The 22,958-nt window shown below is 74.3% G+C and carries 15 protein-coding genes and 1 pseudogene; 6 read left to right on the forward strand and 10 right to left on the reverse strand.

Annotated features, from left to right (window positions below; all coding sequences use genetic code 11):
• Positions 1-2 precede the first annotated feature (2 nt).
• A complete protein-coding gene (locus FIV44_RS27360; protein ID WP_141007193.1) occupies positions 3-2,357 on the forward strand; it encodes a phosphoketolase family protein in 2,355 nt (784 codons plus the stop codon).
• A 75-nt stretch (positions 2,358-2,432) separates the two neighbouring features.
• On the opposite strand, the gene FIV44_RS27365 is transcribed toward FIV44_RS27360, so the two are convergent.
• The 3 genes from FIV44_RS27365 to FIV44_RS27375 are packed head-to-tail and all read right to left on the reverse strand — an operon-like array spanning position 2,433 to position 5,422.
• On the reverse strand, positions 2,433-3,566 hold the full coding sequence (locus FIV44_RS27365; RefSeq protein WP_141007194.1) for an acetate/propionate family kinase: 1,134 nt from the start codon (positions 3,564-3,566) through the stop codon (positions 2,433-2,435).
• 53 nt (positions 3,567-3,619) lie between these two features.
• Positions 3,620-4,462 carry a universal stress protein gene (locus FIV44_RS27370; RefSeq protein ID WP_141007195.1) on the reverse strand — a complete coding sequence of 281 codons (843 nt, stop codon included), beginning with the start codon at positions 4,460-4,462 and terminating at the stop codon, positions 3,620-3,622.
• 12 nt (positions 4,463-4,474) lie between these two features.
• On the reverse strand, positions 4,475-5,422 hold the full coding sequence (locus tag FIV44_RS27375) for a universal stress protein (RefSeq protein WP_141007196.1): 948 nt from the start codon (positions 5,420-5,422) through the stop codon (positions 4,475-4,477).
• A 281-nt stretch (positions 5,423-5,703) separates the two neighbouring features.
• On the opposite strand from FIV44_RS27375, the gene FIV44_RS27380 reads away from it, so the two are divergent.
• The gene (locus FIV44_RS27380) at positions 5,704-6,495 is read left to right on the forward strand and encodes a hypothetical protein (RefSeq protein ID WP_141007197.1); all 792 of its coding nucleotides are present in this window, start codon (positions 5,704-5,706) and stop codon (positions 6,493-6,495) included.
• A 701-nt stretch (positions 6,496-7,196) separates the two neighbouring features.
• On the opposite strand, the gene cydD is transcribed toward FIV44_RS27380, so the two are convergent.
• From cydD to FIV44_RS27400, 4 genes and pseudogenes are all read right to left on the reverse strand, one after another.
• On the reverse strand, positions 7,197-10,550 hold the full coding sequence (gene cydD / locus FIV44_RS27385) for a thiol reductant ABC exporter subunit CydD (RefSeq protein ID WP_141007198.1): 3,354 nt from the start codon (positions 10,548-10,550) through the stop codon (positions 7,197-7,199).
• 5 nt (positions 10,551-10,555) lie between these two features.
• Positions 10,556-11,584: a cytochrome d ubiquinol oxidase subunit II gene (gene cydB, locus FIV44_RS27390; protein WP_141007199.1), complete on the reverse strand. Its 1,029-nt coding sequence runs from the start codon at positions 11,582-11,584 to the stop codon at positions 10,556-10,558.
• A 16-nt stretch (positions 11,585-11,600) separates the two neighbouring features.
• Positions 11,601-13,042, reverse strand: a pseudogene (locus FIV44_RS27395) (cytochrome ubiquinol oxidase subunit I).
• Between the two features lie 123 nt (positions 13,043-13,165).
• Positions 13,166-14,164: an Acg family FMN-binding oxidoreductase gene (locus tag FIV44_RS27400; RefSeq protein ID WP_141007200.1), complete on the reverse strand. Its 999-nt coding sequence runs from the start codon at positions 14,162-14,164 to the stop codon at positions 13,166-13,168.
• Positions 14,165-14,295: 131 nt separating this feature from the next.
• On the opposite strand from FIV44_RS27400, the gene FIV44_RS27405 reads away from it, so the two are divergent.
• Positions 14,296-14,976, forward strand: a complete 681-nt coding sequence (locus tag FIV44_RS27405; RefSeq protein WP_141007201.1) for a response regulator — start codon at positions 14,296-14,298, stop codon at positions 14,974-14,976.
• Here FIV44_RS27405 and FIV44_RS30925 read toward each other — a convergent pair.
• Positions 14,951-15,364 carry a pyridoxamine 5'-phosphate oxidase family protein gene (locus tag FIV44_RS30925; RefSeq protein WP_181410868.1) on the reverse strand — a complete coding sequence of 138 codons (414 nt, stop codon included), beginning with the start codon at positions 15,362-15,364 and terminating at the stop codon, positions 14,951-14,953. The genes FIV44_RS27405 and FIV44_RS30925 overlap by 26 nt on opposite strands.
• 126 nt (positions 15,365-15,490) lie before the next feature.
• Here FIV44_RS30925 and FIV44_RS27415 point away from each other — a divergent pair, with 126 nt between their 5' ends.
• On the forward strand, positions 15,491-17,014 hold the full coding sequence (locus FIV44_RS27415) for a GAF domain-containing sensor histidine kinase (protein WP_246086651.1): 1,524 nt from the start codon (positions 15,491-15,493) through the stop codon (positions 17,012-17,014).
• A gap of 1 nt (position 17,015) precedes the next feature.
• On the opposite strand, the gene FIV44_RS27420 is transcribed toward FIV44_RS27415, so the two are convergent.
• Both FIV44_RS27420 and adhP read right to left on the reverse strand, forming a co-directional pair.
• A complete protein-coding gene (locus FIV44_RS27420; protein WP_141007204.1) occupies positions 17,016-18,515 on the reverse strand; it encodes an acyl-CoA carboxylase subunit beta in 1,500 nt (499 codons plus the stop codon).
• Between the two features lie 20 nt (positions 18,516-18,535).
• Complete coding sequence (adhP, locus tag FIV44_RS27425) at positions 18,536-19,552, reverse strand: alcohol dehydrogenase AdhP (protein WP_141007205.1); 1,017 nt, start codon at positions 19,550-19,552, stop codon at positions 18,536-18,538.
• A 133-nt stretch (positions 19,553-19,685) separates the two neighbouring features.
• Between adhP and ppdK the strand changes: the two genes are divergently transcribed.
• Positions 19,686-22,403, forward strand: coding sequence for a pyruvate, phosphate dikinase (ppdK, locus tag FIV44_RS27430; protein ID WP_246086652.1), 2,718 nt, complete (start codon positions 19,686-19,688; stop codon positions 22,401-22,403).
• 23 nt (positions 22,404-22,426) lie between these two features.
• Positions 22,427-22,954, forward strand: coding sequence for a CBS domain-containing protein (locus FIV44_RS27435; RefSeq protein WP_141007207.1), 528 nt, complete (start codon positions 22,427-22,429; stop codon positions 22,952-22,954).
• Positions 22,955-22,958: the final 4 nt, after the last annotated feature.

The following is a 22,958-nucleotide window of genomic DNA, read 5'->3' on the forward strand; positions in this document are numbered from 1 at the left end:
GCATGACCGAGGAGCACGAGCTGGGCCGCCTCGACGCCTGGTGGCGAGCGGCCAACTACCTGAGCGTCGGGCAGATCTACCTGCGCGACAACCCGCTGCTGCGGCGGCCGCTGGAGCCGGAGGACATCAAGCCCCGGCTGCTCGGCCACTGGGGCACCACGCCCGGGCTGAACCTGGTGTGGACCCACCTGCACCGGCTGATCCGGGAGCGCGACGTCGACGCGATCCTGCTCGCCGGGCCCGGGCACGGCGGTCCTGCCGCCGTCGCCAACGCCTGGCTGGAGGGCACCTACTCCGAGGTCTACCGCCACATCGGCCGCGACGAGGCCGGGATGCGCCGGCTCTTCGCGCAGTTCTCCGCGCCGGGCGGCGTCCCGAGCCACGTCGCGCCCGAGACGCCCGGCTCGATCCACGAGGGCGGCGAGCTCGGCTACGTGCTCTCCCACGCCTACGGCGCCGTCCTCGACAACCCCGATCTGGTCGCGGTCGCCGTCGTCGGCGACGGGGAGTTCGAGACCGGCCCGCTGGCCGCCTCCTGGCACGCCGACAAGTTCCTCGACCCGGTCGCCGACGGCGCGGTGCTGCCGGTGCTGCACCTCAACGGCTACAAGATCGCCAACCCGACCGTGCCCGCCCGGATCCCGCGGGAGGAGCTGCTCGCCCTGCTCCGCGGCTACGGGCACGAGGCGCTGACCGTCGAGGGCGACGACCCGCTGGACGTGCACCGGCAGCTGCTGGCGGCGATGGACGCCGCCCACGACCGGATCCGCGAGATCCAGGCCGCGGCGCGCGACCACGGCGACGTCGTACGACGGCCCTGGCCGATGATCCTGCTCGTCACCCCCAAGGGATGGACCGGGCCGCGCGAGGTCGACGGCGTGCCCGTCGAGGGCACCTGGCGGGCCCACCAGGTGCCGCTGGCCGGCACCCGGGAGAACCCCGCGCACCGGGCCCAGCTGGAGGAGTGGCTGCGGTCCTACCGGCCCGAGGAGCTCTTCGACGCCGACGGCCGGCCGGTCCCGGAGCTGCTCGACCTCGCTCCGGTCGGCGACCGGAGGACCAGCGCCAACCCGCACGCCAACGGCGGCCTGCTGCGCCGGCCGCTCGACCTGCCGCGCTTCTCGACCGCGGCGGTCGAGGTGACCGCGCCCGGCGCCTCGACCCACGAGCCCACCCGGGTCCTGGGGAACTACCTGGCCGAGGTGATCCGCCGCAACCCGGACATCTTCCGGCTGTTCGGCCCCGACGAGACCGCGTCCAACCGGCTCGACGCCGTCTACGAGGTCACCGACAAGGTGTTCGCGGGGGAGATCCGCGAGGTCGACGAGCACCTCGCCCCGCACGGGCGGGTGATGGAGATCCTCTCCGAGCACACCTGCCAGGGCTGGCTGGAGGGCTACCTGCTCACCGGCCGGCACGGCCTGTTCAGCTGCTACGAGGCGTTCATCCACCTGGTCGACTCGATGCTCAACCAGCACGCGAAGTGGCTCAAGACCACCCGCACCCTGGACTGGCGCCCGCCGATCTCCTCGCTGAACTACCTGCTCACCTCCCACGTGTGGCGCCAGGACCACAACGGGTTCTCCCACCAGGACCCCGGCTTCATCGACCACGTCGTCAACAAGAAGGCGGAGGTCGTGCGCGTCTACCTCCCGCCCGACGCCAACACCCTGCTCGCGACCATGGAGCACTGCCTGGCCAGCAGCCACTACGTCAACGTCGTCGTGGCGGGCAAGCAGCCGTCGTACGACTGGCTGGACCCGGCCGCCGCCGACCTGCACTGCGCCCGCGGGCTCGGGATCTGGGACTGGGCGTCGAGCGGCGGCGAGGACCCGGACGTGGTGCTCGCCTGCGCCGGGGACGTGCCGACGCTCGAGGCGCTGGCCGCGGTGTCGCTGTTGCGCGAGCACCTGCCCGAGGTCGGCGTGCGGTTCGTCAACGTCGTCGACCTGATGCGGCTCCAGGACGAGCGGGAGCACCCGCACGGGCTCGGCGACGCGGCCTTCGACGCCGTCTTCACCACCGACCGGCCGATCGTCTTCGCCTACCACGGCTACCCCTGGCTGATCCACCGGCTGACCTACCGGCGCACGAACCACCACAACCTCCACGTCCGGGGCTACCTCGAGGAGGGCACCACCACGACGCCGTTCGACATGGTGATGATGAACGACCTGGACCGGTACCACCTGGTCATGGACGTGATCGACCGGGTGCCGGGCCTCGGCTCGCGGGCCGCGGAGGTGCGCCAGCTGATGGAGGACTCCCGGCGCCGGGCGCGGGCCTGGACCCGCGAGCACGGCGAGGACCTGCCGGAGGTGCGGGACTGGTCCTGGCCGGCCGGTGGTGACCGCTAGATGATTGATTCCAAGGGATCGTGCCAGCGTGCGTGATGAGCGTCGCGGAGCGTGCGAGACCTTGGAATCAATCATCTAGGACCCGGCGAGCAGCTCCGCCACCTGACGGGCGATCGACAGCTCCTCGTCGGTCGGGACGACGAGCACGCTCACCCGGGTGCCGGCCGGGGAGATCACGGCGGGGCCGCTGCCGGCGGAGTCGTTGCGGTCGTCGTCGACCTCGATGCCGAGCCGGTCCAGGCCGCGCAGGGCGTCGGCCCGCAGGCGGGGCACGTTCTCGCCGACCCCGCCGGTGAACACCACGGCGTCGGCGCCGTCGAGCACGGCGAGGTAGGCGCCGACGTACTTGCGGATCCGGTGGCAGTAGACGTCGTACGCCAGGCGGGCGTCGGCCTCGCCGTCGTCGACGGCGCGGAGCAGGTCGCGGAAGTCGCCGGTCCCGGCGAGGCCGGCCAGCCCGCTGCGGTGGTGGAGCAGGTCCTCGAGCCGGTCGGCGTCGTACCCGCGGTGGCGCAGCAGGTGGAGCAGCACCCCGGGATCGATGTCGCCGCCCCGGCTGCCCATGACGAGCCCCTCCAGCGGGGTGAAGCCCATGCTCGTCTCGACCGGGCGCCCACCCCGGACAGCGGCGGCGGAGGCGCCGTTGCCGAGGTGCAGGGTCACCAGGCCCAGCTCCGCGAGCGGCCGGCCGAGCAGGTCGGCGGCGCGTCCGGCGACCCAGGCGTGGCTGGTGCCGTGCATGCCGAAGCGGCGGATCCCCTCCTCGGCCGCGACCCGCCGGTCGATCGTCACGGTGGCCGCCGCCGCGGGCAGGCCGGCGAACCAGCCGGTGTCGAACACGGCGACGTGCGGCAGGTCCGGCCAGACCGTGCGAGCGCGCCGGATGCCCGCGACGGCGGGCGGGTTGTGCAGGGGAGCGAGCACGCTCAGCGCCTCGACGTCCGCCAGCACGTCGTCGTCGACCAGCGTCGGCGACGTGTGCCGCGCTCCGCCGTGGACCACGCGGTGCCCCACGGCCGTCAGCCGCCCGGCGAGGCCGGCGCCGGCGAGCTCGTCGGTGACCCGCTCCAGGGCCGGGCCGAAGCCGTCCAGCTCGAGCTGCTCGACGTGGCCGCCGGCGAGCCGGCGCCCGTCGCCGGGGTCGAGCACGGCGTACCGCAGCGACGACGAGCCGGCGTTGAGCACGAGGACGGTGTCGGCGGGGACCACGCTCCGAGGCTACGACGTCGGCGCCCGCCCGCCGCCCGCCTGCTGGCTGTCCGCTACTTGTCCGGCTGCTCGGGGACGACGGCGACGGTCGTGCGGGCCCGCTCGACCACGGCGGTGGCGATCGACCCGGTGACGAGGCGGCCCACGGTGTCGAGCGGGTGCCGACCGACGACGACGAGGTCCCAGCCGGCGGTGCGGCCGCCGAGCACGTCGTCGACCAGGCCGTGGGTGACGCGCAGGGTGAGCGGGACGTCGGGGTACTTCTCCGCGAACCCGGCGACGGACTCGGCGAGGAGCAGGTGCGCCTCGTCCTCGGGGCCGAGGTCGACGTCCTCGACCCGGACGTTCCGGAGGCCGGCGACGGCGGCGACGACGTCCCACACGACGTGGACGACGGTGAGCTCCTGCCCGCGCAGGGCGGCCTGGCCGAACGCGAACTCGAGCACGGCGAGCGAGGACTCGGTGCCGTCGACGCCGACGAGGACGCCCTTGCCGCGGGTGCCCTGGTCGTGGGCGCCGGGCCGGCACACGACGACGGGGCACAGGGCCAGCCGGCTGACGGCGGCGCTGACCGAGCCCAGCAGGATGCTGCGCATGGCGCCCCGGCCGCGGGAGCCGAGGACCAGCAGGTGGGCGTCGCGGGACAGCTCGATCAGCACGCCGCGTGGATCGCCGGGTGCGGTCAGGCCGACGACGTCGACCGCGGGCGCGAGCTCCTCGGCCTGCCGGACCGCCGCCGCGTTGATCCGCAGGACGTCGCCCTCGTCGGCGGTGACCACGACCAGGGCGCGGTCCTCGAGGGCCGCCTGCTCGGCAGCCCAGTCCAGCGCGCGGGCGGCGTGCTTGGAGCCGTCGGCCGCGACGACGATGCTGCCTGCCGGGATGGTGGTGCTCATGACGGCTCCTGCTCAGCTCTCGGTGCTCTCGGGACTCTCGGCGCCCTCGGCGGCGGGCTCGGCCTGCGGGACGACGGCGACGGTGGTGTGGGCCCGCTCGACCACGGCGGTGGCGACGGCCCCGGTGATCAGGCGGAGCAGGGAGTCGACCGGGTGCCGGCCGACGACGATCAGGTTCCAGGAGCCGCTGGTGTCGCTCAGGCACTCCTCGGCGAGGCCGCGGGCCAGGCGGAGGTCGACGGTGACCTCGGGGAACTTCGACGACATGCCGGCGACGTTCTCGGAGAGCAGCATCCGGTACTCGTCCAGCCCGGTCTCGCGCGGCGACACCATCACCGGTCCGTGGACGGCGGCCACCTCGTCCCACAGGCAGTGGACGACGGTCAGCGGCAGGTCCAGGAGGGAGGCCTGCTGGAAGGCGAACTCGACGACCGGCAGCGACTCGGCGGTGCCGTCGGCACCGACGAGGACGCCCCGGTCGGGATGCCCGTCGCCGGCCTGGGGACGGCACACGACGACGGGGCAGGCGGCGTCGCGGCTGACCGCCGCGCTCACCGAGCCCAGCACCTTGCTGCGGAACGCGCCGCGGCCGCGGGAGCCCAGCACGAGGAGGTGGACGCGCTGCGAGATCTCGACGAGGACCTGGCGCGGGTCGCCGATCAGCGGGACGGTGGACACGTCCAGGCCGGGGTGGAGGTGGCGCGCGACGGCCGCCGCCTCGTCCGCGATGGCCCGGCCGCGCTGCAGCAGCTCGTCGGGCTGGTAGGCGTACGCGGCGCCCATGCCCGCCCAGCTGACGGCGGGCACGCCCGGGATGCCGATGGCGGTCACGACGGTCAGCGGCCGCCGCTCGCGGAAGGCCTGGCCGGCGGCCCACTGGACCGCCCGGTCGGCGTGGTCGGAGCCGTCGGCGGCGACGACGACGCTGCTGGGATCGATGGTGTGCGCGGTGGTGGTCATGGCTCCACCCTCCGCCCGGGCGGCTCCGGGGCGACACGGGCCGACGCCCCGGAGCCGCCGGGACCTTCGGCCCCCAGGCCGTCCTGTTCGTCGAGTGGCGAGCGTCGGTTGTTCGTCGAGTAGCGAGCGCCAGCGAGCGTATCGAGACGCCTGCCGAGCGACACCTCGGTCGGATTTGAGAGACTTTCACCATTCTGAGACAGGCCGACTGTGTCGGGTCTAGCGTCCGGTCCCACGGGTCGGGCGCGGGAGTCGTCTGGGGGAGCCCGGGACGTGAGTGGGTGCTCGTGATGTCTCTTGGCAGTGGTGGTCGTGCTTTGTTCCCGCAGGTTGTTCGTCTGCTGCTGTTGGCGTTGGTGGCGGCGATGCTGCCGGTGCTCGCAGTTCTGGTGCCTGCGGGTGCGTCGAGCGCGGCCGCGGCGGTGCCGGCGGGCACGGGTGGGTTGTTCGTGCCGGCGACGGGCCGTCTGGTTGATACCCGGTCCGGCTTGGGCGGGCACACGGGGGCGTCGACGGCGTGGCGTACCTACTCCCCGCTGGGCAAGGTCGGGATCCCATCGTCGGGTGTCTCTGCGATTCAGGTCACTTTGACGGTGCTCACCCCGACGACGACTGGGGCTGGGTTGGTGAACTTCCGTCCGACCGGCGGGGCGTCGTCGTTCACGGCGTTGGTGTACGGCGGTGGTCCGGGCGGGACGGCGGGTAACACCGCGATCATCCCGCTCAGTACCACCGGTCAGTTCGACGTGAAGACCGGGACCTCCGAGCACCTGCTGGTCGACGTCCAAGGCTACTTCACGGCCGGGCAGGCCGCGGGCGGCGGATACGTGCCGTTGCTGGAGCCTGCGCGGATCGTCGACAGCCGGACCAGGCTCGGTCCACCGCTGGCAAAGCTTGCGGCCGGTTCGACCACGACGGTCCCGATCGCCGGTCTGGGTGGCATCCCGGCCGATGCTTCGGCGGTGTTCGTGAACCTGACCGTGGTCAACACCTCGGCGAACCCGAACTACGTGACTCCGTTCCCCGCTGATCAACCTCGCCCGGACTTGCTCATGGCCTATCGAAAGTGCTGAAAGTTGCAGGAAAGAGATCCCGAGACAGAGGTCCTATAAATGCGAGATATGACAGATCGCCTTTTGCTCATCACTCAATTGGCCTTGGCGGCTGCGGGTTTGGCCATCCTGATTCTGGCGGATGACCCTGGCCCAAAACTGTTCCCGTTGGTCGTCGCAAGTATCGTCCTCGCTGTCGTAGATCGAATCCTGATGTGGAGAAATCGTCGCCAGAACAACGAGCACAAATAGAGTCAGGCAGCTGAACATGCTCCGCCGGGCAGTAATCGATCCTAGGCGATGGCAGGTAGTGTGACGACCCCTCTACCTGCCGCTTGTGGTATCGCCGTCGTTACTGTCTAGAGACGCGCCAGCGGTATCCCAGCCAGGTGCTCGGGGATCGAATACGTCGGCGCCACACCGCCGCTCTGCTCACACAGAGCCAGGTGAGCAAGGACGTTCGGGGTGGCCCCGTAGGCCCGGTCTTCGGGTGCGTCGGTGACCGGATTTGTCCGCCGCTTGTGGCGTCGCCCTGGTTGTTTTCAGAAGACGGACCAGTGGGGTGCCGGCCAGGTCTTCGACGGAGGGGTGTCCAGCGCGGCCTGCGCGACGATCCGAGCAACGACGTCGGGGGAGTCTGTCCTCCTGTTGAGCCTCGAGGACCAGCACCGTCGCCATCGGCCGCAATGGGGTTGCACGAAGCGCCGGGCAGCGGCCGATCCTCAACCTCCAGAAGGTTCCTGGAGCAGCCGGCTTAGACGATCGGGCCACCCGCCCAGGGACACCTCTCGGTCGACCAGGTCCAGCCCGGCCGTGCCGTGGGTGATCCACAGGACGGACCGGCGCCCGCCGGCCGTCGACACGTCGTGGCCGAGCACCTCATGAGCCAGCGCGACGGCGGTGGCGTGGTCGAGATGGGCGGTGGGCTCGTCGAGCACCAGCACCCGCTGGTCGGCGAGCAGCGCCCGGGCCACGCCGAGGCGGGCGCGCTCGCCGCCGGAGACGCCGCCGTGGCCCGCGCCGAGCCAGGTGCCCAGGCCGTGGGGCAGGCCGTCCAGCCAGGGGCCGAGGTGGGCGCGGCGCAGCGCGTCCTCGACCTCCGCGTCGCTCGCGCCGGGGCGGGCCAGGCGGACGTTCTCGACCACTGTGGTGGCGAAGACGTGCGGGTGGTCGTCGACGAGGCCGACCCCGCGTCGTACGTCGTCGGGGGCGAGGTGCTCCAGCGCCGCGCCACCGAGCCGGGCGTCGCCGGAGGTGGGGTCGAGGAAGCGGAGCAGGACGGCGGCGAGGGTGCTCTTGCCCGAGCCCGACGGCCCCAACACGGCGACCCGGTCGCCCGGCGCCAGGTCGAGAGTGACCGGCTGGATGAGAGGCGCGCGCAGGTCCCAGCGGGCCGTGACCCGGTCGAGCGTCACGTCGTGACCGTCAGGTGCAGTGCGGCTGGGGAAGTCACGGACCGCCGGCGGGGTGCGCTCGAGCGCCCGCAGCCGGTCGTCCGCCGCGGCGGTGCGGGCCGCGAGGATCCCGGCGTCGGCGCAGGGGAGCGTGACGTCGGCGAGGGCGAGGGGGAGCAGGACGACGAGCGCCATCACCGGTCCGGAGAGGTGGCCGTCGGCCATTGCGCCGGCGGTGAGCGCCGCCGTCGCGGCCAGCGCGACGCCGGTGCCGACGAGCACCACCGCCCGCGCGGCGGCCAGCCAGCCGGCAGCGGTCCGGGAGACCGCACCCATCCGGGCGCTGGTCGCGGCCACCCGGTCCGCGGTGGGCAGGGCGCGCTGCCACATCCGCAGCTCCTCGGCGACCTGGACCGCCTCGACGACCGTCTCCGACAGCTCCGCACGCAGGCCCACGAGCCGACCCTCGGCCGCGCGGGCGCCGTGCCGGGCGAGCAGGAACGCGGCCCCGCCGAGCGCGGTCGCCGCGACGACCACCGGGACGACGGGCGGGTGCAGCACCGCGGTGACGGCGGTGACGAGCAGCGTGACCACGCCCAGCTGCACCAGCGGCATCCGCACCCGCAGTTGCCGGTCCACCACGCTGTCGACGTCGTCGACGACCGTGCTGAGCACATCGCCGCGCCGGCGGCCGAGCCGGGCCGGCACGAGCGGCACCAGGGCGTCGTACACCTCGACCCGGCGGCGGGCCAGCAGCCGCAGCGCGGCGTCGTGCGACCGGAGCCGCTCGACGTACCGCAGCACCGGCCGCGCCAGGCCGAAGGCGCGCACGCCCACGACCGCCACGAGGAGCGTCAGCACCGCGGGACGGGTGGAGGCCTGCACGATCAGCCAGCCGGCGGTGGCGGTCAGCGCGACCCCGGACGCGGAGGCGAGGGCGCCCAGCACGGCGGCGCCGGCCAGGGCGCGGCGCTCGGACCCGGGCGCGGTGGGCCGGGACTCCGGCACCGGCACCGCCGCGGGGGAGGAGGCGAGGGTCCGCCCCGCCGGCACCGGTACGACGGCGGGCGCCGGCAGCTCGACCCGCCGGTCCGCCAGGTCGACCAGGCGCGGCCGGTGCGCGACGACCACGACCCCGCCGCGGCGGCCGAGCGCGGCGATGGTGTCGGCGATGACCTGCTCGGTGAGATCGTCGAGGTGCGCGGTGGGCTCGTCGAGGAGCACCCACGGGCGGTCGGCGAGAACCACCCGGGCCAGCGCCAGGCGGGCCCGCTCGCCGGCCGAGAGCGTCGCCCCGTCCTCGCCGAGCGCGGTGGACAGCCCCTGGGGCAGGGCACGGACCCGCTCCTCGAGCGCGACCTCGCGCAGCGCCCGCCACAGCTCGTCCTCGGTCGCGTCCGGCCGGGCGAGGCGGAGGTTGTCCGCGACGTCGCCCGCGACGAACCGCGGCTGCTGCGGCAGCCAGGCCACCTGGGCCTGCCAGGAGGGACCGCCGACGGCCTCGCCGCCGGCCGCGATCGTCCCCGTGTCGAGGGGGACCAGACCGGCGATGGCGGCGAGCAGGGTCGACTTGCCGCAGCCGGACGGGCCGGTCAGCGCGGTGACACCGTGCGCGGGCAGCAGGGCCGACACGTCCCGGACCGCCGCGGCGGTCCGGCCGGGCCAGGTGACGGTGACGCCGTCCAGCACGAGCGGCGCACCGGCCGGTGCGGCACGGTCCACGGCTGGCCCGGCGTCGCGGGCGAGCAGGTCGTGGGCGGCCGCGAAGGTCGCCGCCCCCTCGGCGGCGGCGTGGAACTCCGCGCCGACCCGGCGCAGCGGCCAGTACGCCTCGGGCGCGAGGAGCAGCACGACGAGCGCGGTGTGCAGGCCCAGCCCGCCGCCCGCCAGCCGGACCCCGACGGTCACCGCGACCAGCGCCACCGACAGCGTCGCGACCAGCTCCAGCACGGCCGAGGAGGCGAACGCGATCCGGAGCGTGCGCAGCGACGCCCGCCGGTAGCGGTCGGTGACCTCGGCGATGCGCGCGGACTGCGCCCGGGCGCGCCGGTGCGCGACCAGCGTCGGCAGGCCGCGGACCACGTCGAGGAAGTGGCCCGACAGCGAGGCCATCGCGCGCCACTGCTCCTCGGCGCGGTCCCGGGTGGCGAGCCCGACCAGGGCGCCGAAGACCGGGATCAGGGGCAGGGTCGCGAGCACGATGACCGCGCTGAGCAGGTCCTGGGTGGCGATCGCCACCACGGTCAGCGGCGGCAGCACGGCCGCGACCACGAGTGCGGGGAGGTACCGCGTGACATAGGGCTCGACGGCGGCCACGCCCCGGGTGGCCAGCACCGCCTCCTCGCCCGATCCGGACCCGTCCGACCCGGCCGCGGCGCCCGCCCGGTCGACGTACGCCCGGACCAGGCGGTGGCGCAGCACCGTCCCGACCACCGCCGCCGCCCGGGCGGCGCACAGGTCGGCGGCGGCGCCGGTGAGCCCGCGCAGCGCCAGCACGGCCACGACGGCCAGCGCCCAGCCGGTCAGGTCGTGACCGCGCAGCACCGCGACGACGAGGCCGGTCACCACCCACGCCTGGGCGATGACCACGAGGCCCCCGGCGACGCCCGCGGCGACGACGCCGGCCAGGCCCGTCCGGGCCGGCGCGAGCAGGGCCCGCAGCCGCGGGTCCGAGGGCCTCATGCTCCTCATGCCGCGCCGGCCGTCTCCGCGGGCGCCGCGGCCGGCGGGATGTGGTGGGTGGCGATCCGCTTGCGGAACACCCAGTAGGTCCAGCCCTGGTAGGCCAGCACGAGGGGCGTGAAGATCACCGCGGTGACCGTCATGATCCGCAGCGTGTACGCCGTCGCGGCGGCGTTCGTCGTCGTCAGGCTCTCCCCGCCGGCCAGGGTGCTCGGCATGACGTCCGGGAACAGGGCCAGGAACAGCCCCGCCACGGCCAGCGCGATCGTGACGAAGGTGCCGAGGAAGGCCCAGCCCTCCCGGCCGGCGCGGGCCGCGAGACCCGCGCCGACCAGGCTGGCCGCGGCGACCACGAAGGCCACGGCGGACGCGGCCGTCCCCGTCTGCTGCTGGGTCCAGCCGAGGAAGGCCACCGCCAGCACGGCGGTCACCGCCACCGACGGGACGGCCAGCCGCCGCGCCCGGTGCCGGATCTCCCCGTCGGTCTTGAGCGCCACGAACAGCGCGCCGTGGGTGACGAACAGCGCCAGCGTGGTGAGGCCGCCGAGCAGGGCGTAGGGGTTGAGCAGGTCGACGAAGCCGCCGACGTACTCCAGGTCGGCGTCGATCGGCACCCCGCGCAGGATGTTCGCGAACGCCACTCCCCACAGCAGCGACGGGACGAACGATCCCACGATGATCGCCAGGTCCCAGCGTCCCTTCCAGCGTTGGTCGTCCCGCTTGGCGCGGTACTCGAAGGCGAGCCCCCGGACGATCAGCGCCAGCAGGATGAGCAGCAACGGCAGGTAGAACCCGCTGAACAACGTGGCGTACCACTCCGGGAAGGCGGCGAAGGTCGCGCCGCCGGCGACCAGCAGCCAGACCTCGTTGCCGTCCCAGACCGGGCCGATCGTGTTGATCATGACCCGGCGCTCGGTGTCGTCGCGGGCCAGGACGGGCAGCAGCATGCCGACGCCGAAGTCGAAGCCCTCGAGGGTGAAGTAGCCGATCCACAGGACGGCGATGAGGACGAACCAGACGGTGGTGAGCTCCATGACGCGGTCTCCGGTCTCAGTAGGCGAAGGCGAGGGGACGGTCCTCGCCCGTTCGGTCCGGGTCGGTCGGTGCGTCGGGTGGCAGCTCCTCGGCGCCCTTGCGGATCCAGGTCAGCAGCAGCCGCACCTCGACGACGGCGAGCACGCCGTAGACGGCCGTGAGCGCGATCAGCGAGGTCCAGGCCTCGCCGGTCGTGAGCCCGGGGGAGACCGAGTGGTGGGTGGTCATCAGGCCGAACACGGCCCACGGCTGGCGGCCCATCTCGGTGAAGATCCAGCCGAACGAGTTGGCGAGCAGCGGCAGGAAGGGCAGCACCACCGCGGCGGCGAGCACCGCCCGGCCCGTGGGGCGCGGCCGCGCCGGGTGGCCCACAGCACCCACGCCGCGATGGCCGCGGCGACCATGCCGAGGCCCATCATCAGCCGGAACGTCCAGTAGGTCAGCGGGATCACCGGCGTGTAGTCGCCGGGGGAGTAGTACGCCGCGCCGGGGTCGCTGCCGTAGGTCTCGCGGTACTTCTCGCGCAGGTCGTCGATGCCCTGCACCTCGCCGTCCGTCGTCCCGGTGGCGAGGAAGGAGAGCAGGCCGGGGATCTTGATCGAGAACGTCTCGTGCTGCCCGTCGAGGGTGCCGAGCTGGAAGACCGAGAAGTCGGCGGGCGACTCGGTCTCGTAGAGGCCCTCGGCCGCGGCCATCTTCATCGGCTGGACCTCGGTCATGATCTTGCCCTGCACGTCGCCGCTGACGACGACGCCGAGCGCCGCGACCAGGACGATCCAGGCGCCGGTGCGCACGGCGGGGCGGTACAGGTCGCGGTCCTCGCTCCTCCGGGCGCGGTGCAGGTGCCACAGCGCGACGCCGACGACGAAGGCCGCGCCGGTCATGTACGCCGACAGCACGACGTGCGGGAAGGTCACCAGCTGCACCTTGTTGAACAGCACCGCGGCGAAGTCGTTCATCTCCGCCCGACCGGTGTCGGGGTTGAAGGCGTAGCCGACGGGGTGCTGCATCCAGGAGTTCGCGGCGAGGATGAAGTACGCCGAGAACAGCGTCCCGACGTGGACGAGCACCATGCACGCCGCGTGCAGCCGCGGACTCAGCCGGTCCCAGCCGAAGATCCACAGGCCCAGGAAGGTCGACTCGAGGAAGAACGCGAGCAGGCCCTCCACGGCGAGCGGCGCTCCGAAGACGTCGCCGACGAAGCGGGAGTAGTCGCTCCAGTTCATGCCGAACTGGAACTCCTGCACGATCCCGGTGACGACGCCGATGGCGAAGTTGATGAGGAAGAGCTTGCCGAAGAACCGGGTCAGCCGCAGCCAGCGCTCGTCCCGGGTGCGCAGCCAGGTGATCTCGTAGCCGGCGATGATCGCCGAGAGGCCGATCGTGATGGGGACGAACAGGAAGTGGTAGACGGTCGTGATGGCGAACTGCCACCGCGCGATGTCGGTCGGGTCCACGGGTGCTCCTGGCAGACGGCGGGGGTGCTGACGCGTCCACGCTAGGGAGCGCCCCGGGCCGCGTCCCACGGCCGGATTGCCCGCCGCGACGGGACCTTCGGCCCCCGCCGCGCCAGCGGGACGTCAGCGCCGGAAGACCTCGGCGAGGGGGCGGCGCGGCGTGCGCGGCAGGCCGCTCCGGCCGATCGCCTGCCAGCCCACCCGCAGCAGCAGATGGAGCTCGAACCGGCCGCCGAGGACGCTGCGGGTGATCTCCTGGCGGGTGCTCTCCACCTCGACCGGCTGGCTCATCGGCACGACCGACATCCCGGCCCGGGTGGCCTCGAGCCACAGGTCGCTCATCGCCTCGCCGGTGCGCAGCCAGCCCGCGACGTCGTCGTACCCGCCGCCGAGGGCGATCACCCGGTCGCCGCCGTGGATGACCAGCCGGGTGTCCTCGAGCAGCCCGGGCCGGAACCGGGAGCGGGCCTGCAGCGGGTCGGGGTCGTCGGGCAGCAGCTCCAGCGGGATCCCGTCCGGGCCGTCCCGGTCGATCCACCGGTCCTGCTCCAGCAGCCGCCGGCCGTCGATCTCGAGGGAGGTCAGGGCCTGGTTCGCGAGCAGCTCCAGGCGGAACCGGCCGGCGTCGCTGGTCACCGCCTCGGCGCGCGCCCCCCAACGGACGGCGCCGTGGCACAGCTCGGTCAGGCGGTCCGCGGGGACCGGCCATGCCGTGAACCGGCGCCGGTCGGTGCACCGGGTCCGGAGCAGGTCGATGTCACCGCGGGCGACGGCCTGCCGGGCGGTGCGGTGCACCAGGACCCGGGCGAGCACCGTCTCCGGCGCGCCCAGGGGCAGGCGCTCCACGGTGGTGTCCCAGCCCAGCGCCCGCGCCGCGAACTGCAGGTGGTGCAGCGCCGCGCCGCAGCTGAGGGTGAGATTGCGCCCGCGCGGGTCCTCGGCGGGCAGCTGCCGGCGCAGGTCGGCGCTGAGCTCGAGCGCGCCGTCGGCGTGCCGCCACAGCCAGGGCTGGGTGTTGTGCACGCTCGGCGCCAGGCAGGCCAGGGACACCAGGCGCTCGAGGACCGCGGGCGGCGCCGGCTCGGCGTACGTCCTGCTCCTCTGCGTGGTGCGACTGCTCATGACGGGTCCTCCCTCGGCCTTCCTCACCACGGTCCACGCCCGGCCTGCCCGGTGCGAGGGTCGAAGGTCCCGAGTCGATAGGACGCGTGGACCCCTCCTGCGCGCCCGCGATCCCGGCTACCGTGGTCCGGGTGAGCGACGAAGCGACGGCCGAGGCCGGCCAGCAGATCCGCGTCTACCTCCTCGACGACCACGAGATGATCCGGCGCGGGATCCGCGACCTGCTCGAGAGCGAGGGCGACATCGTCGTGGTCGGCGAGTCGGAGTCGGCGGCCGAGGCGACCCGGCGGATCCCGGCGCTGCGTCCCGACGTGGCGATCCTCGACGGGCGGCTGCCCGACGGGTCCGGCATCGACGTGTGCCGCGACGTGCGGTCGCAGGACCCCACCATCAAGGCGCTGATCCTCACGTCGTACGACGATGACGACGCCCTCTTCTCCGCGATCATGGCCGGCGCCGCCGGCTACGTCCTCAAGCAGGTGCGGGGCAACGACCTGCTCGACATCGTGCGCCGGGTGGCCGCCGGGCAGTCGACCCTCGACCCGTCCGTGACCGCGCAGGTGCTGGACCGGATCCGCTCCGGCCCGCCGGTCAACAAGGAGCTGGAGTCGCTGACCGAGCAGGAGGGCCGGATCCTCGACCTGATCGGGCAGGGCCTGACCAACCGGCAGATCGCCCGCGAGCTCCACCTCGCCGAGAAGACCGTCAAGAACTACGTCTCCTCGCTGCTGGCCAAGCTCGGCATGTCCAGCCGCACCCAGGCCGCGATCTACGCGGTCAAGAACGTCAACGCTCCGCGTCCGGGCGGCTGACGACGCGCCGCCCGGTCAGCGACTCCACCGCGATCCGCAGGCCGAGGACGCGTGGGCCGGTCGCCCAGGGCGTCGGGCCGTCGGAGGCGCGGCGCTCGCGCTCGCAGCGGCCGCGGACCAGGACGCTCCAGCCGCCGTGCCCCTCCTCGTCGATCTGGTCGACCTCGAAGGCGACCTCGCGGTCGGCGCAGTCGCGCGCCATCGCGGAGTACGGCGTCGTGCGCAGCAGCACGGCGTCGCCCTCGACGGCGAAGTTGACCGGCACGACGGACACGCCCTCGCCACCGGACCACGCGAGCCGGCCGACCGGACGGGAGCGGAGGAGGTCCCAGCACTCCTCGTCGGAGAGCACGACCAGCCTCCCGGGCTGGATCTCGGGCTGCGCCACCGGGACCACCTCCTTGCTTCGGGGACGCTCCCATCCTCCGCCGGAGGGCCCGTCGCGGGAGGTGCGGGAAGTCCTGAGCGCCCGGGGTCTTTGTGCCCGCCCCTCCGCACCACTAGCGTGACGCGCGTGAACCTCGACGAGGTGGAGTTCGAGGAGCTGGTCCGCGCCGTCCGCGACCGGATGCACGGCGCCCTCGACCAGCAGGCGCGCCTGCAGCTGCTGCTGGACGCCGTCGTCACCATCTCGGCCGACCTCAGCCTCGACGGCGTGCTCTCGCGGATCGTCGCGATCGCCAGCCGCCTGGTCGACGCCCGGTACGCCGCGCTCGGCGTGCTGAGCGCCGGTCGCCGGCGCCGCCTGCGGACCTTCGTCCACCACGGGATCTCCGACGAGGTCGCCGCCGAGATCGGCGACCTGCCGACCGGCCACGGCCTGCTGGGGCTGATCATCGACCGGCCCGAGCCGCTGCGGCTCCACGAGATCGCGGAGCACCCCGAGTCGTACGGCTTCCCGCCGCACCACCCGCCGATGAGCTCGTTCCTCGGCGTGCCCGTGCGGATCCGCGACCAGGTGTTCGGCAACCTCTATCTGACCGAGAAGGCCGGCGGCGTCGACTTCACGGCCGACGACGAGGAGATCGTGGTCGCGCTCGCCGCCGCGGCGGGCGTGGCCATCGAGAACGCCCGTCTCTACGAGCAGACCGCCGCCCGGGAGACGTGGGCCCGCGCCACCGCCGCGCTGGCGCAGCTGCTGGCCGACCCCGACCCGGCCGACGACGTGGTGGCCCGGCTGGCGGACCAGGCCCGGGAGCTCGCCGCGGCCGACACTGCGTGGGTCCAGATCGGCCCCGCCGCCGGACCGGAGACGGCCGGCGAGGACGGCCCGGTCCTCCGGGTGCCCTTCGCGCCGTCGGCAGGCGTCGACGGCATGCTCTGTCTGGCCTGGTCGCCGGAGCACGAGGACAGCTACCACGCCCTCGACGACAGTCTGGTCAAGGCGTACGCCGAGCAGGCCACCCTGTCGCTGCAGCTGGCGGAGGCCCGGGAGGACCAGCGCCGGCTCGCGGTCTTCGAGGACCGCGACCGGATCGGCCGCGACCTCCACGACCTGGTCATCCAGCGCCTCTTCGCCGTCGGGCTCGGCCTGCAGGGCGCGACCCGGCAGATCGACCGCCCGGAGGTCGCCGCCCGCATCGAGCAGGCCGTCGACGACCTCGACGCCACCATCAAGGACATCCGCCGCGCGATCTTCGGGCTCAGCTCGCTGGACACCGCCGGCGACGTCCAGGCCGAGGTCACCCGGCTCGTCGACCGGGCCGCCGCGACGCTCAAGTTCCGCCCCTCGCTGCGCTTCGAGGGACCGGTCCGGACCCTGATCCCCGACGACCTCGCCCCCGACCTCCTCGCCGTGCTGGCCGAGGGGCTCTCCAACGCCAGCCGCCACGCGGGGGCGAGCGCCGTCGAGGTCGTGGTCGAGGCCGGCGACGACATCGTGCTGACGGTCCGCGACAACGGTCGCGGCATGGCCGGCGCGGTGACCGAGAGCGGCCTGGCCAACATCCGGGTCCGCGCCGAGCAGCGCGGCGGCAGCCTGGCCGTCGTGTCCGTCCCCGACGGCGGCACCACCCTGATCTGGTCCGTCCCGCGCTGACTCAGCCGGCGGCCCGCAGCGTGGCCGCGACCACGCCGCGGGTCTCGGCCGGGTCGACGACATCGTCGATCTCGAAGACCCGGGCGGCGTTGAGCGCGCTCGCGTGGGTGCGGAGCTCCGCGGTGTGCCGGGCGACCGTGTCCTCGCGCTCGTCCTCGGGCAGCGCGGCCAGCTCGCGGGCCATCGCCAGCCGCACCGCGCCCTCCAGGCCCATCGGCCCGAGGTGCGCGTCCGGCCAGGCGACGGTGAGCAGCGGGCGGTGGGTGCTGCCGCCGAGCATGGCCTGCGCGCCCAGGCCGTAGCCGCGGCGCAGCACGACGCCGACGAGCGGCACGCTGAGTCGGGCGCCGGCGTTGACCATCCGCGCGGCCTGCCGGACCAGGCCGGTCCGCTCGGCGTCGGGGCCGACCATGAAGCCCGGCGTGTCCACGAGGGAGACCACCGGCAGCCCCCACCGCTCGCACAGCCCGAGGAAGTCGGCGGCCTTGGCCGAGGCGTCCGCCGTCAGCGCGCCGGCCAGGTGGGTGGACTGGTTGGCGACGACGCCGAGAGGCAGGCCCTCGATCCGGGCGAAGGCCGTCACGAGCTCGGGCGCCCACGCCTCGCGCAGCCAGGTGACGCTGTCGGCGTCGGCGAGCGCCTCCACGACCGGGCGCACGTCGAACGCCTCGCGGTCGTTGGCGGGCAGCAGGGTGCGCAGCGCGGCGGGGTCCGCCGCCGCGCCGCCGGGGACCGGTCCGGCCAGGTAGCCCAGCAGCCGTCGTACGACGGCGACGGCCTCCTCCTCGTCCTCGACCACGACGTCGATCACCCCGTTGGCGGCCTGCTCGGCGACCGGGCCGATCTCCTCGGCGGCGAACTGCCCGAGCCCGCCGCCGGCGATCATCGCGGGGCCGGCCATCCCGAGGTTCGCGTCCGGTGTCGCCACCCGCAGGTCGGCGCACCCGGCCAGCACGGCGTTGCCGGCGAAGCAGCGACCCGACACCACCGCGATCCGCGGCACCACGCCCTCCAGCTCGCCCCACAGGGCGAACGAGCCGACGTCGAGCGCGGAGACGAGCGGCAGGTCGGTGTCGCCGGGCCGTCCGCCCCCGCCCTCGGTGAAGAAGACGGTCGGCAGCCCCATCCGCCGGACCAGCTCGATCAGCCGGTCGGACTTGCGGTGCCCGCGCATGCCCTGCGTCCCGGCCATGACCAGGTAGTCGTACGACAGCACCGCGCACGGCCGGCCGTCGATGGTCGCGGTGCCGCCGACGATCCCGTCCGCCGGCGCCTCGACGACCAGCTCCGCCAGCGGCCGGCGCTGCTCCTGCGCGGCGGTGACGAACCGGCCGTACTCCACGAAGGAGCCCGCGTCGACCAGGTCCGCGATGTTCTCCCGTGCGGTACGACGGCCGCGCTCGTGCCAGCGGGCGACCTTCTCGGCGCGGGCCTCGTCGGTGGTGAGGAAGCGCCGCGCGAGCAGCTCGGTCAGGCCGGTGGCTGGGGCGTCTTCGGTCACCGAGCCATCATGGCGCAGGCTCAGGGCTCGAGGACGATGCGGGCGGTGGTCCGGCCGGCGAGGACGTCGTCGATCGCGGCGTTGACGTCGTCCAGCTTGCGGGTCTCCGCGACGACGCGGGTGCGTCCGCGGGCGTGCAGGTCGAAGACCTCGGCGAGGTCCTGGCGGGTCCCGACGATCGAGCCGATCACCGAGATGCCCTTGAGGACGGTGGGGAAGATCGGCAGCGCCATCGGCCCGTCCTGCTCGGGCGGGAGGCCCACGCAGACCAGCCGGCCGCCGCGGCGCAGCGCCGCCAGCGCCTGCTCGAAGACCCGCGGGATCACGGCCAGCACGACCGCGACGTCGGCGCCGCCCAGCGCCTCGATCGCCGCGACCGGGTCCTGCCGGCTCGCGTCGACGACGTGGTCGGCGCCCAGCTCGCGGGCGAGGTCGAGCTTGGCCTCCTCGACGTCCACGGCGATGACCACCCCGCCGACCAGGCGGGCGTACTGCACCGCCAGGTGCCCGAGGCCGCCGATCCCGAAGACGGCGACGCGCTCGCCCGGCGTCACGCGGGCGACCTTGACGGCCTTGTAGGTGGTGACCCCGGCGCAGGTGAGCGGCGCCGCGTCGAGGCTGCTCACGGCGTCGGGCACGGGCACGACATAGGCCGCGTCCGCGACGGCGTACTCCGCGAAGCAGCCGTCGATCGAGTAGCCGGTGTTCCGCTGCTGCTCGCAGAGGGTCTCCCAGCCGCTGACGCAGTGGTCGCAGCGGCCGCAGGCGTGTCCGAGCCAGGGCAGCGCGACCCGCTCGCCGACCGACCGGCCGGCGACGCCGGGCCCCAGCGCCTCGACGGTGCCCACGCCCTCGTGACCCGGCACGAACGGTGGCGCCGGCTTCACCGGCCAGTCGCCGTGGGCGGCGTGGATGTCGGTGTGGCACAGGCCGCTGGCCTCGATCCGGACCAGGACCTGCCCGGGACCGGGATCGGGCACGGCGCGATCCTCGATGCTCAGCGCCTCGGTGAAGTCGTGGACGACGGCTGCCCTCATGGTTTCCTCCCCGTGTGGTGGGTCTCCTCACCAGCGTGCTCCGCGGAGCGGCCGGCGGCGGAGGGGCGAGGGCCCCGGTGTGTCGGGACCTTCGGCCCTGCAGGGCGGCTCCGGGCCGGACGACGATCGAGGTGTGACCAGCTACGTGTACTCCTTCGGCACGCCGGGTACGCCGGACCGCGACCGGCTCGGCGGCAAGGGCGCCGAGCTCGCCCGGATGGTGCAGCTCGGCCTGCCGGTCCCGCCGGGCTTCACCGTCACGACGGCCGCGTGCCGCCAGGTGCTCGCGCAGGGCGTGCGGCCGGCGGGCCTGGCCGGTGACATCGACCGCCACCTGGCGCTGGTCGAGGACGAGACCGGGCGCCGGCTCGGCGACCCCGAGCGGCCGCTGCTGCTGGCGGTGCGCTCCGGGGCGGCGATCTCGATGCCGGGGATGATGGACACCGTCCTGGACGTCGGGCTGAACGACGAGACCGTGGCCGGGCTGGCCCGGTCGACCGGGAACGAGCGGTTCGCCTGGGACTGCTACCGGCGGCTCGTGCAGATGTTCGGCGAGACCGTGCTCGGCGTCCCCGCCGAGCGCTTCGCCGGGGTGCTGGCCGACGTCGTCGCCGAGCACGGCGCCGCCGATGCCGCGGCACTGGACGCGGCCGGGCTCCGCGTCGTCGTGGAGCGCGGCAACGCGCTCTGCGAGGAAATCGCCGGGCGGACGCTGCCGCAGGACCCGCGCGAGCAGCTCGATCTCGCGATCGACGCCGTCTTCGCGTCCTGGAACGGCGATCGTGCCCGCCTCTACCGCCGCCGGTTCGGCATCGCCGACGACCTCGGCACCGCGGTCAACGTCCAGGCCATGGTGTTCGGCAACCGCGGCCCGCGATCGGGCACCGGCGTCGCGTTCACCCGCGACCCGGCGACCGGCGACCTCGGCGACTACGGGGAGTACCTCTCGGACGCCCAGGGCGAGGACGTGGTCTCCGGTGCCCGCACCGCCGTGCCGCTCGCGCGCCTGCGGGAGCTCGACCTGGCGTCGTACCGGAGGCTGCGGTCGGTCATGGGCACCCTCGAGCGGCACTACCGCGACCTGTGCGACATCGAGTTCACGGTCGAGGACGGCCGGCTCTGGATCCTCCAGGTCCGGGTCGGCAAGCGCAGCCCCGCCGCGGCCTTCCGGATCGCGGCCGACCTCGTCGAGGAGGGGATGATCACCGAGGACGAGGCGCTCGTCCGCGTCACCGGCGAGCAGCTCACGCAGCTGATGTTCCCGCAGCTCGACGCGGGCTCGGCGGGATCCGAGATCGCGGCGGGGCTCGCCGCCTCGCCGGGCGCCGCCGTCGGCCGGGTCGTCCTGGACTCCGCGACGGCCGTCGCGCTGGCCGCGCGCGGCGAGGACGTCGTGCTGGTGCGGCCCGAGACCCGCGCCGACGACCTCCCGGGCATGGTGGCGGCGTGCGCCGTCGTCACCGCTCGGGGCGGCCGCACGTCGCACGCCGCCGTCGTGGCTCGCGGCATGGGCCTGCCGGCGGTGTGCGGCGTGGACGGTCTCGAGATCGACCTCGCGACCCGGCAGGTCGCCCTGGCCGGCGAGCGGCTGTTCGCGGAGGGCGACGTCGTCTCGGTGGACGGCGGCACCGGGCGGGTCTACCGCGGGCGCCATCGCACGGTGCCCTCCGAGGTGACCCGCTGGCTCGAGGGGGAGGTGGTCGCCTCTCCGCTCGTCGCCGCCGTCGCCCGGCTGCTCGCCCACGCCGACCGGACCCGCCGGCTCGGCGTACGGGCCAACGCCGAGACCGCACCCGACGTGGCGCGGGCGGTGCGCTTCGGCGCCGAGGGCGTCGGGCTGTGCCGTACCGAGCACATGTTCCTCGGCGAGCGGCGGACCTACGTCGAGCGCGTCCTGCTCGGCAGCGACGCCGAGCGGGCCGAGGCGCTGCGCGGGCTCACCCGGCTCCAGCGGGAGAGCTTCGCCGGGGTGCTCGACGCCGCCGGGGGGCGGCCGGTGACGATCCGGCTGCTGGACGCGCCGCTGCACGAGTTCCTGCCCGACCTGACCGAGCTGTCCGTCTGCTCCGCGCTCGCCCGCGAGCGGGGCCGGCCGGACCGGGCGCTCGAGGAGCGGACGGCGGCCGTGCGCCGGCATCACGAGCAGAACCCGATGACCGGCCTGCGCGGCGTGCGCCTGTCGATCGTGCGGCCCGAGCTGGTCGTGGCGCAGGCGGTGGCCGCCTTCGAGGCCGCCGCGGACCTCCGGGAGAGGGGACGCCCGTTCGACCTGGAGCTGATGGTGCCGATGGTGAGCTCGGCGGAGGAGATCGCCGAGGTGGCCCGGTCGGTGGGGGAGGCGGCCGACCAGGTCGCGGCCCGCCGCGGACGGGTGCCGTACCGCCTCGGCGCCATGGTCGAGACGCCGCGCGCCGCCGTCACCGCGGCCCGGATCGTCACCCACGCCGACTTCCTGTCCTTCGGCACCAACGACCTGACCCAGCTGACCTGGGGCCTGTCGCGGGACGACGCCGAGCGCTCGTTCCTGCCGCGCTACCTCGAGACCGGCCTGCTGCGGACCTCGCCGTTCGCCTCGATCGACGAGGACGGCGTGGGCCGTCTGCTCGCGGTCGCGGTCGACGGGGCCCGCGGGGCTCGCGACGCCGTGCCCATCGGGGTCTGCGGCGAGCACGCCGGCGACCCGGCGTCGATCGGGTTCCTCGCCCGGCTGGGCGTGGACTATCTGTCGTGCTCGCCCTTCCGGGTCCCGATCGCCCGGCTCGAGGCGGGCCGTGCGGCGCTGCTGGCGGAGGGGTGCCCGGCGGAGCGGTTCGACGCGGCGGAGCCCTCCGCCGCGGTGGGAGTGGGGTGAGTGCGGTGCTGGTGAAGGAGATCATGAGCCGTCGGCCGGTCACGGTGCGGGCAGGCGTACCGCTCGCGGCCGCCGCCCGGCTGCTGGCCGAGCACGGCGTCACGGCGCTGCCGGTCGTGGACGACCGGTCCCGGGTGGTGGGGGTGATCAGCGAGGCCGACGTGATCGCCCGGGAGGACCTGACCGGTCCGGTCGCGGACGCGATGGGCGGCGTGGTCGCCCTGGTGCACCCCGAGGCCGGTCTCGCCGACCTGCGGCGGATCTTCGCTCGGACGGTCGTGAAGAGCCTGCCCGTGGTCGACGCGGCCGACCATGTGGTCGGCGTCGTCAGCCGCAGCGACGTCGTGCGGGCGCTCGCCCGCGACGACGAGACCCTGGAGCAGGACGTCGCCGACGTCCTCGCCCGGGCCCGGGTGTCCGCCTGCCGGGTGCAGGTCCGCAACGGGGTCGTCCAGCTCACCGGGCTCGCGGTCCCCGACGGGACCTCGCGCGAGGCCGTCCTCGATGCCGTCGTGGCCACGCCGGGCGTGACCGCCGTCCGGGCGGGGTGAGCGG

The organism is Nocardioides humi, from assembly GCF_006494775.1.
GTDB classification, from domain to species: domain Bacteria; phylum Actinomycetota; class Actinomycetes; order Propionibacteriales; family Nocardioidaceae; genus Nocardioides; species Nocardioides humi.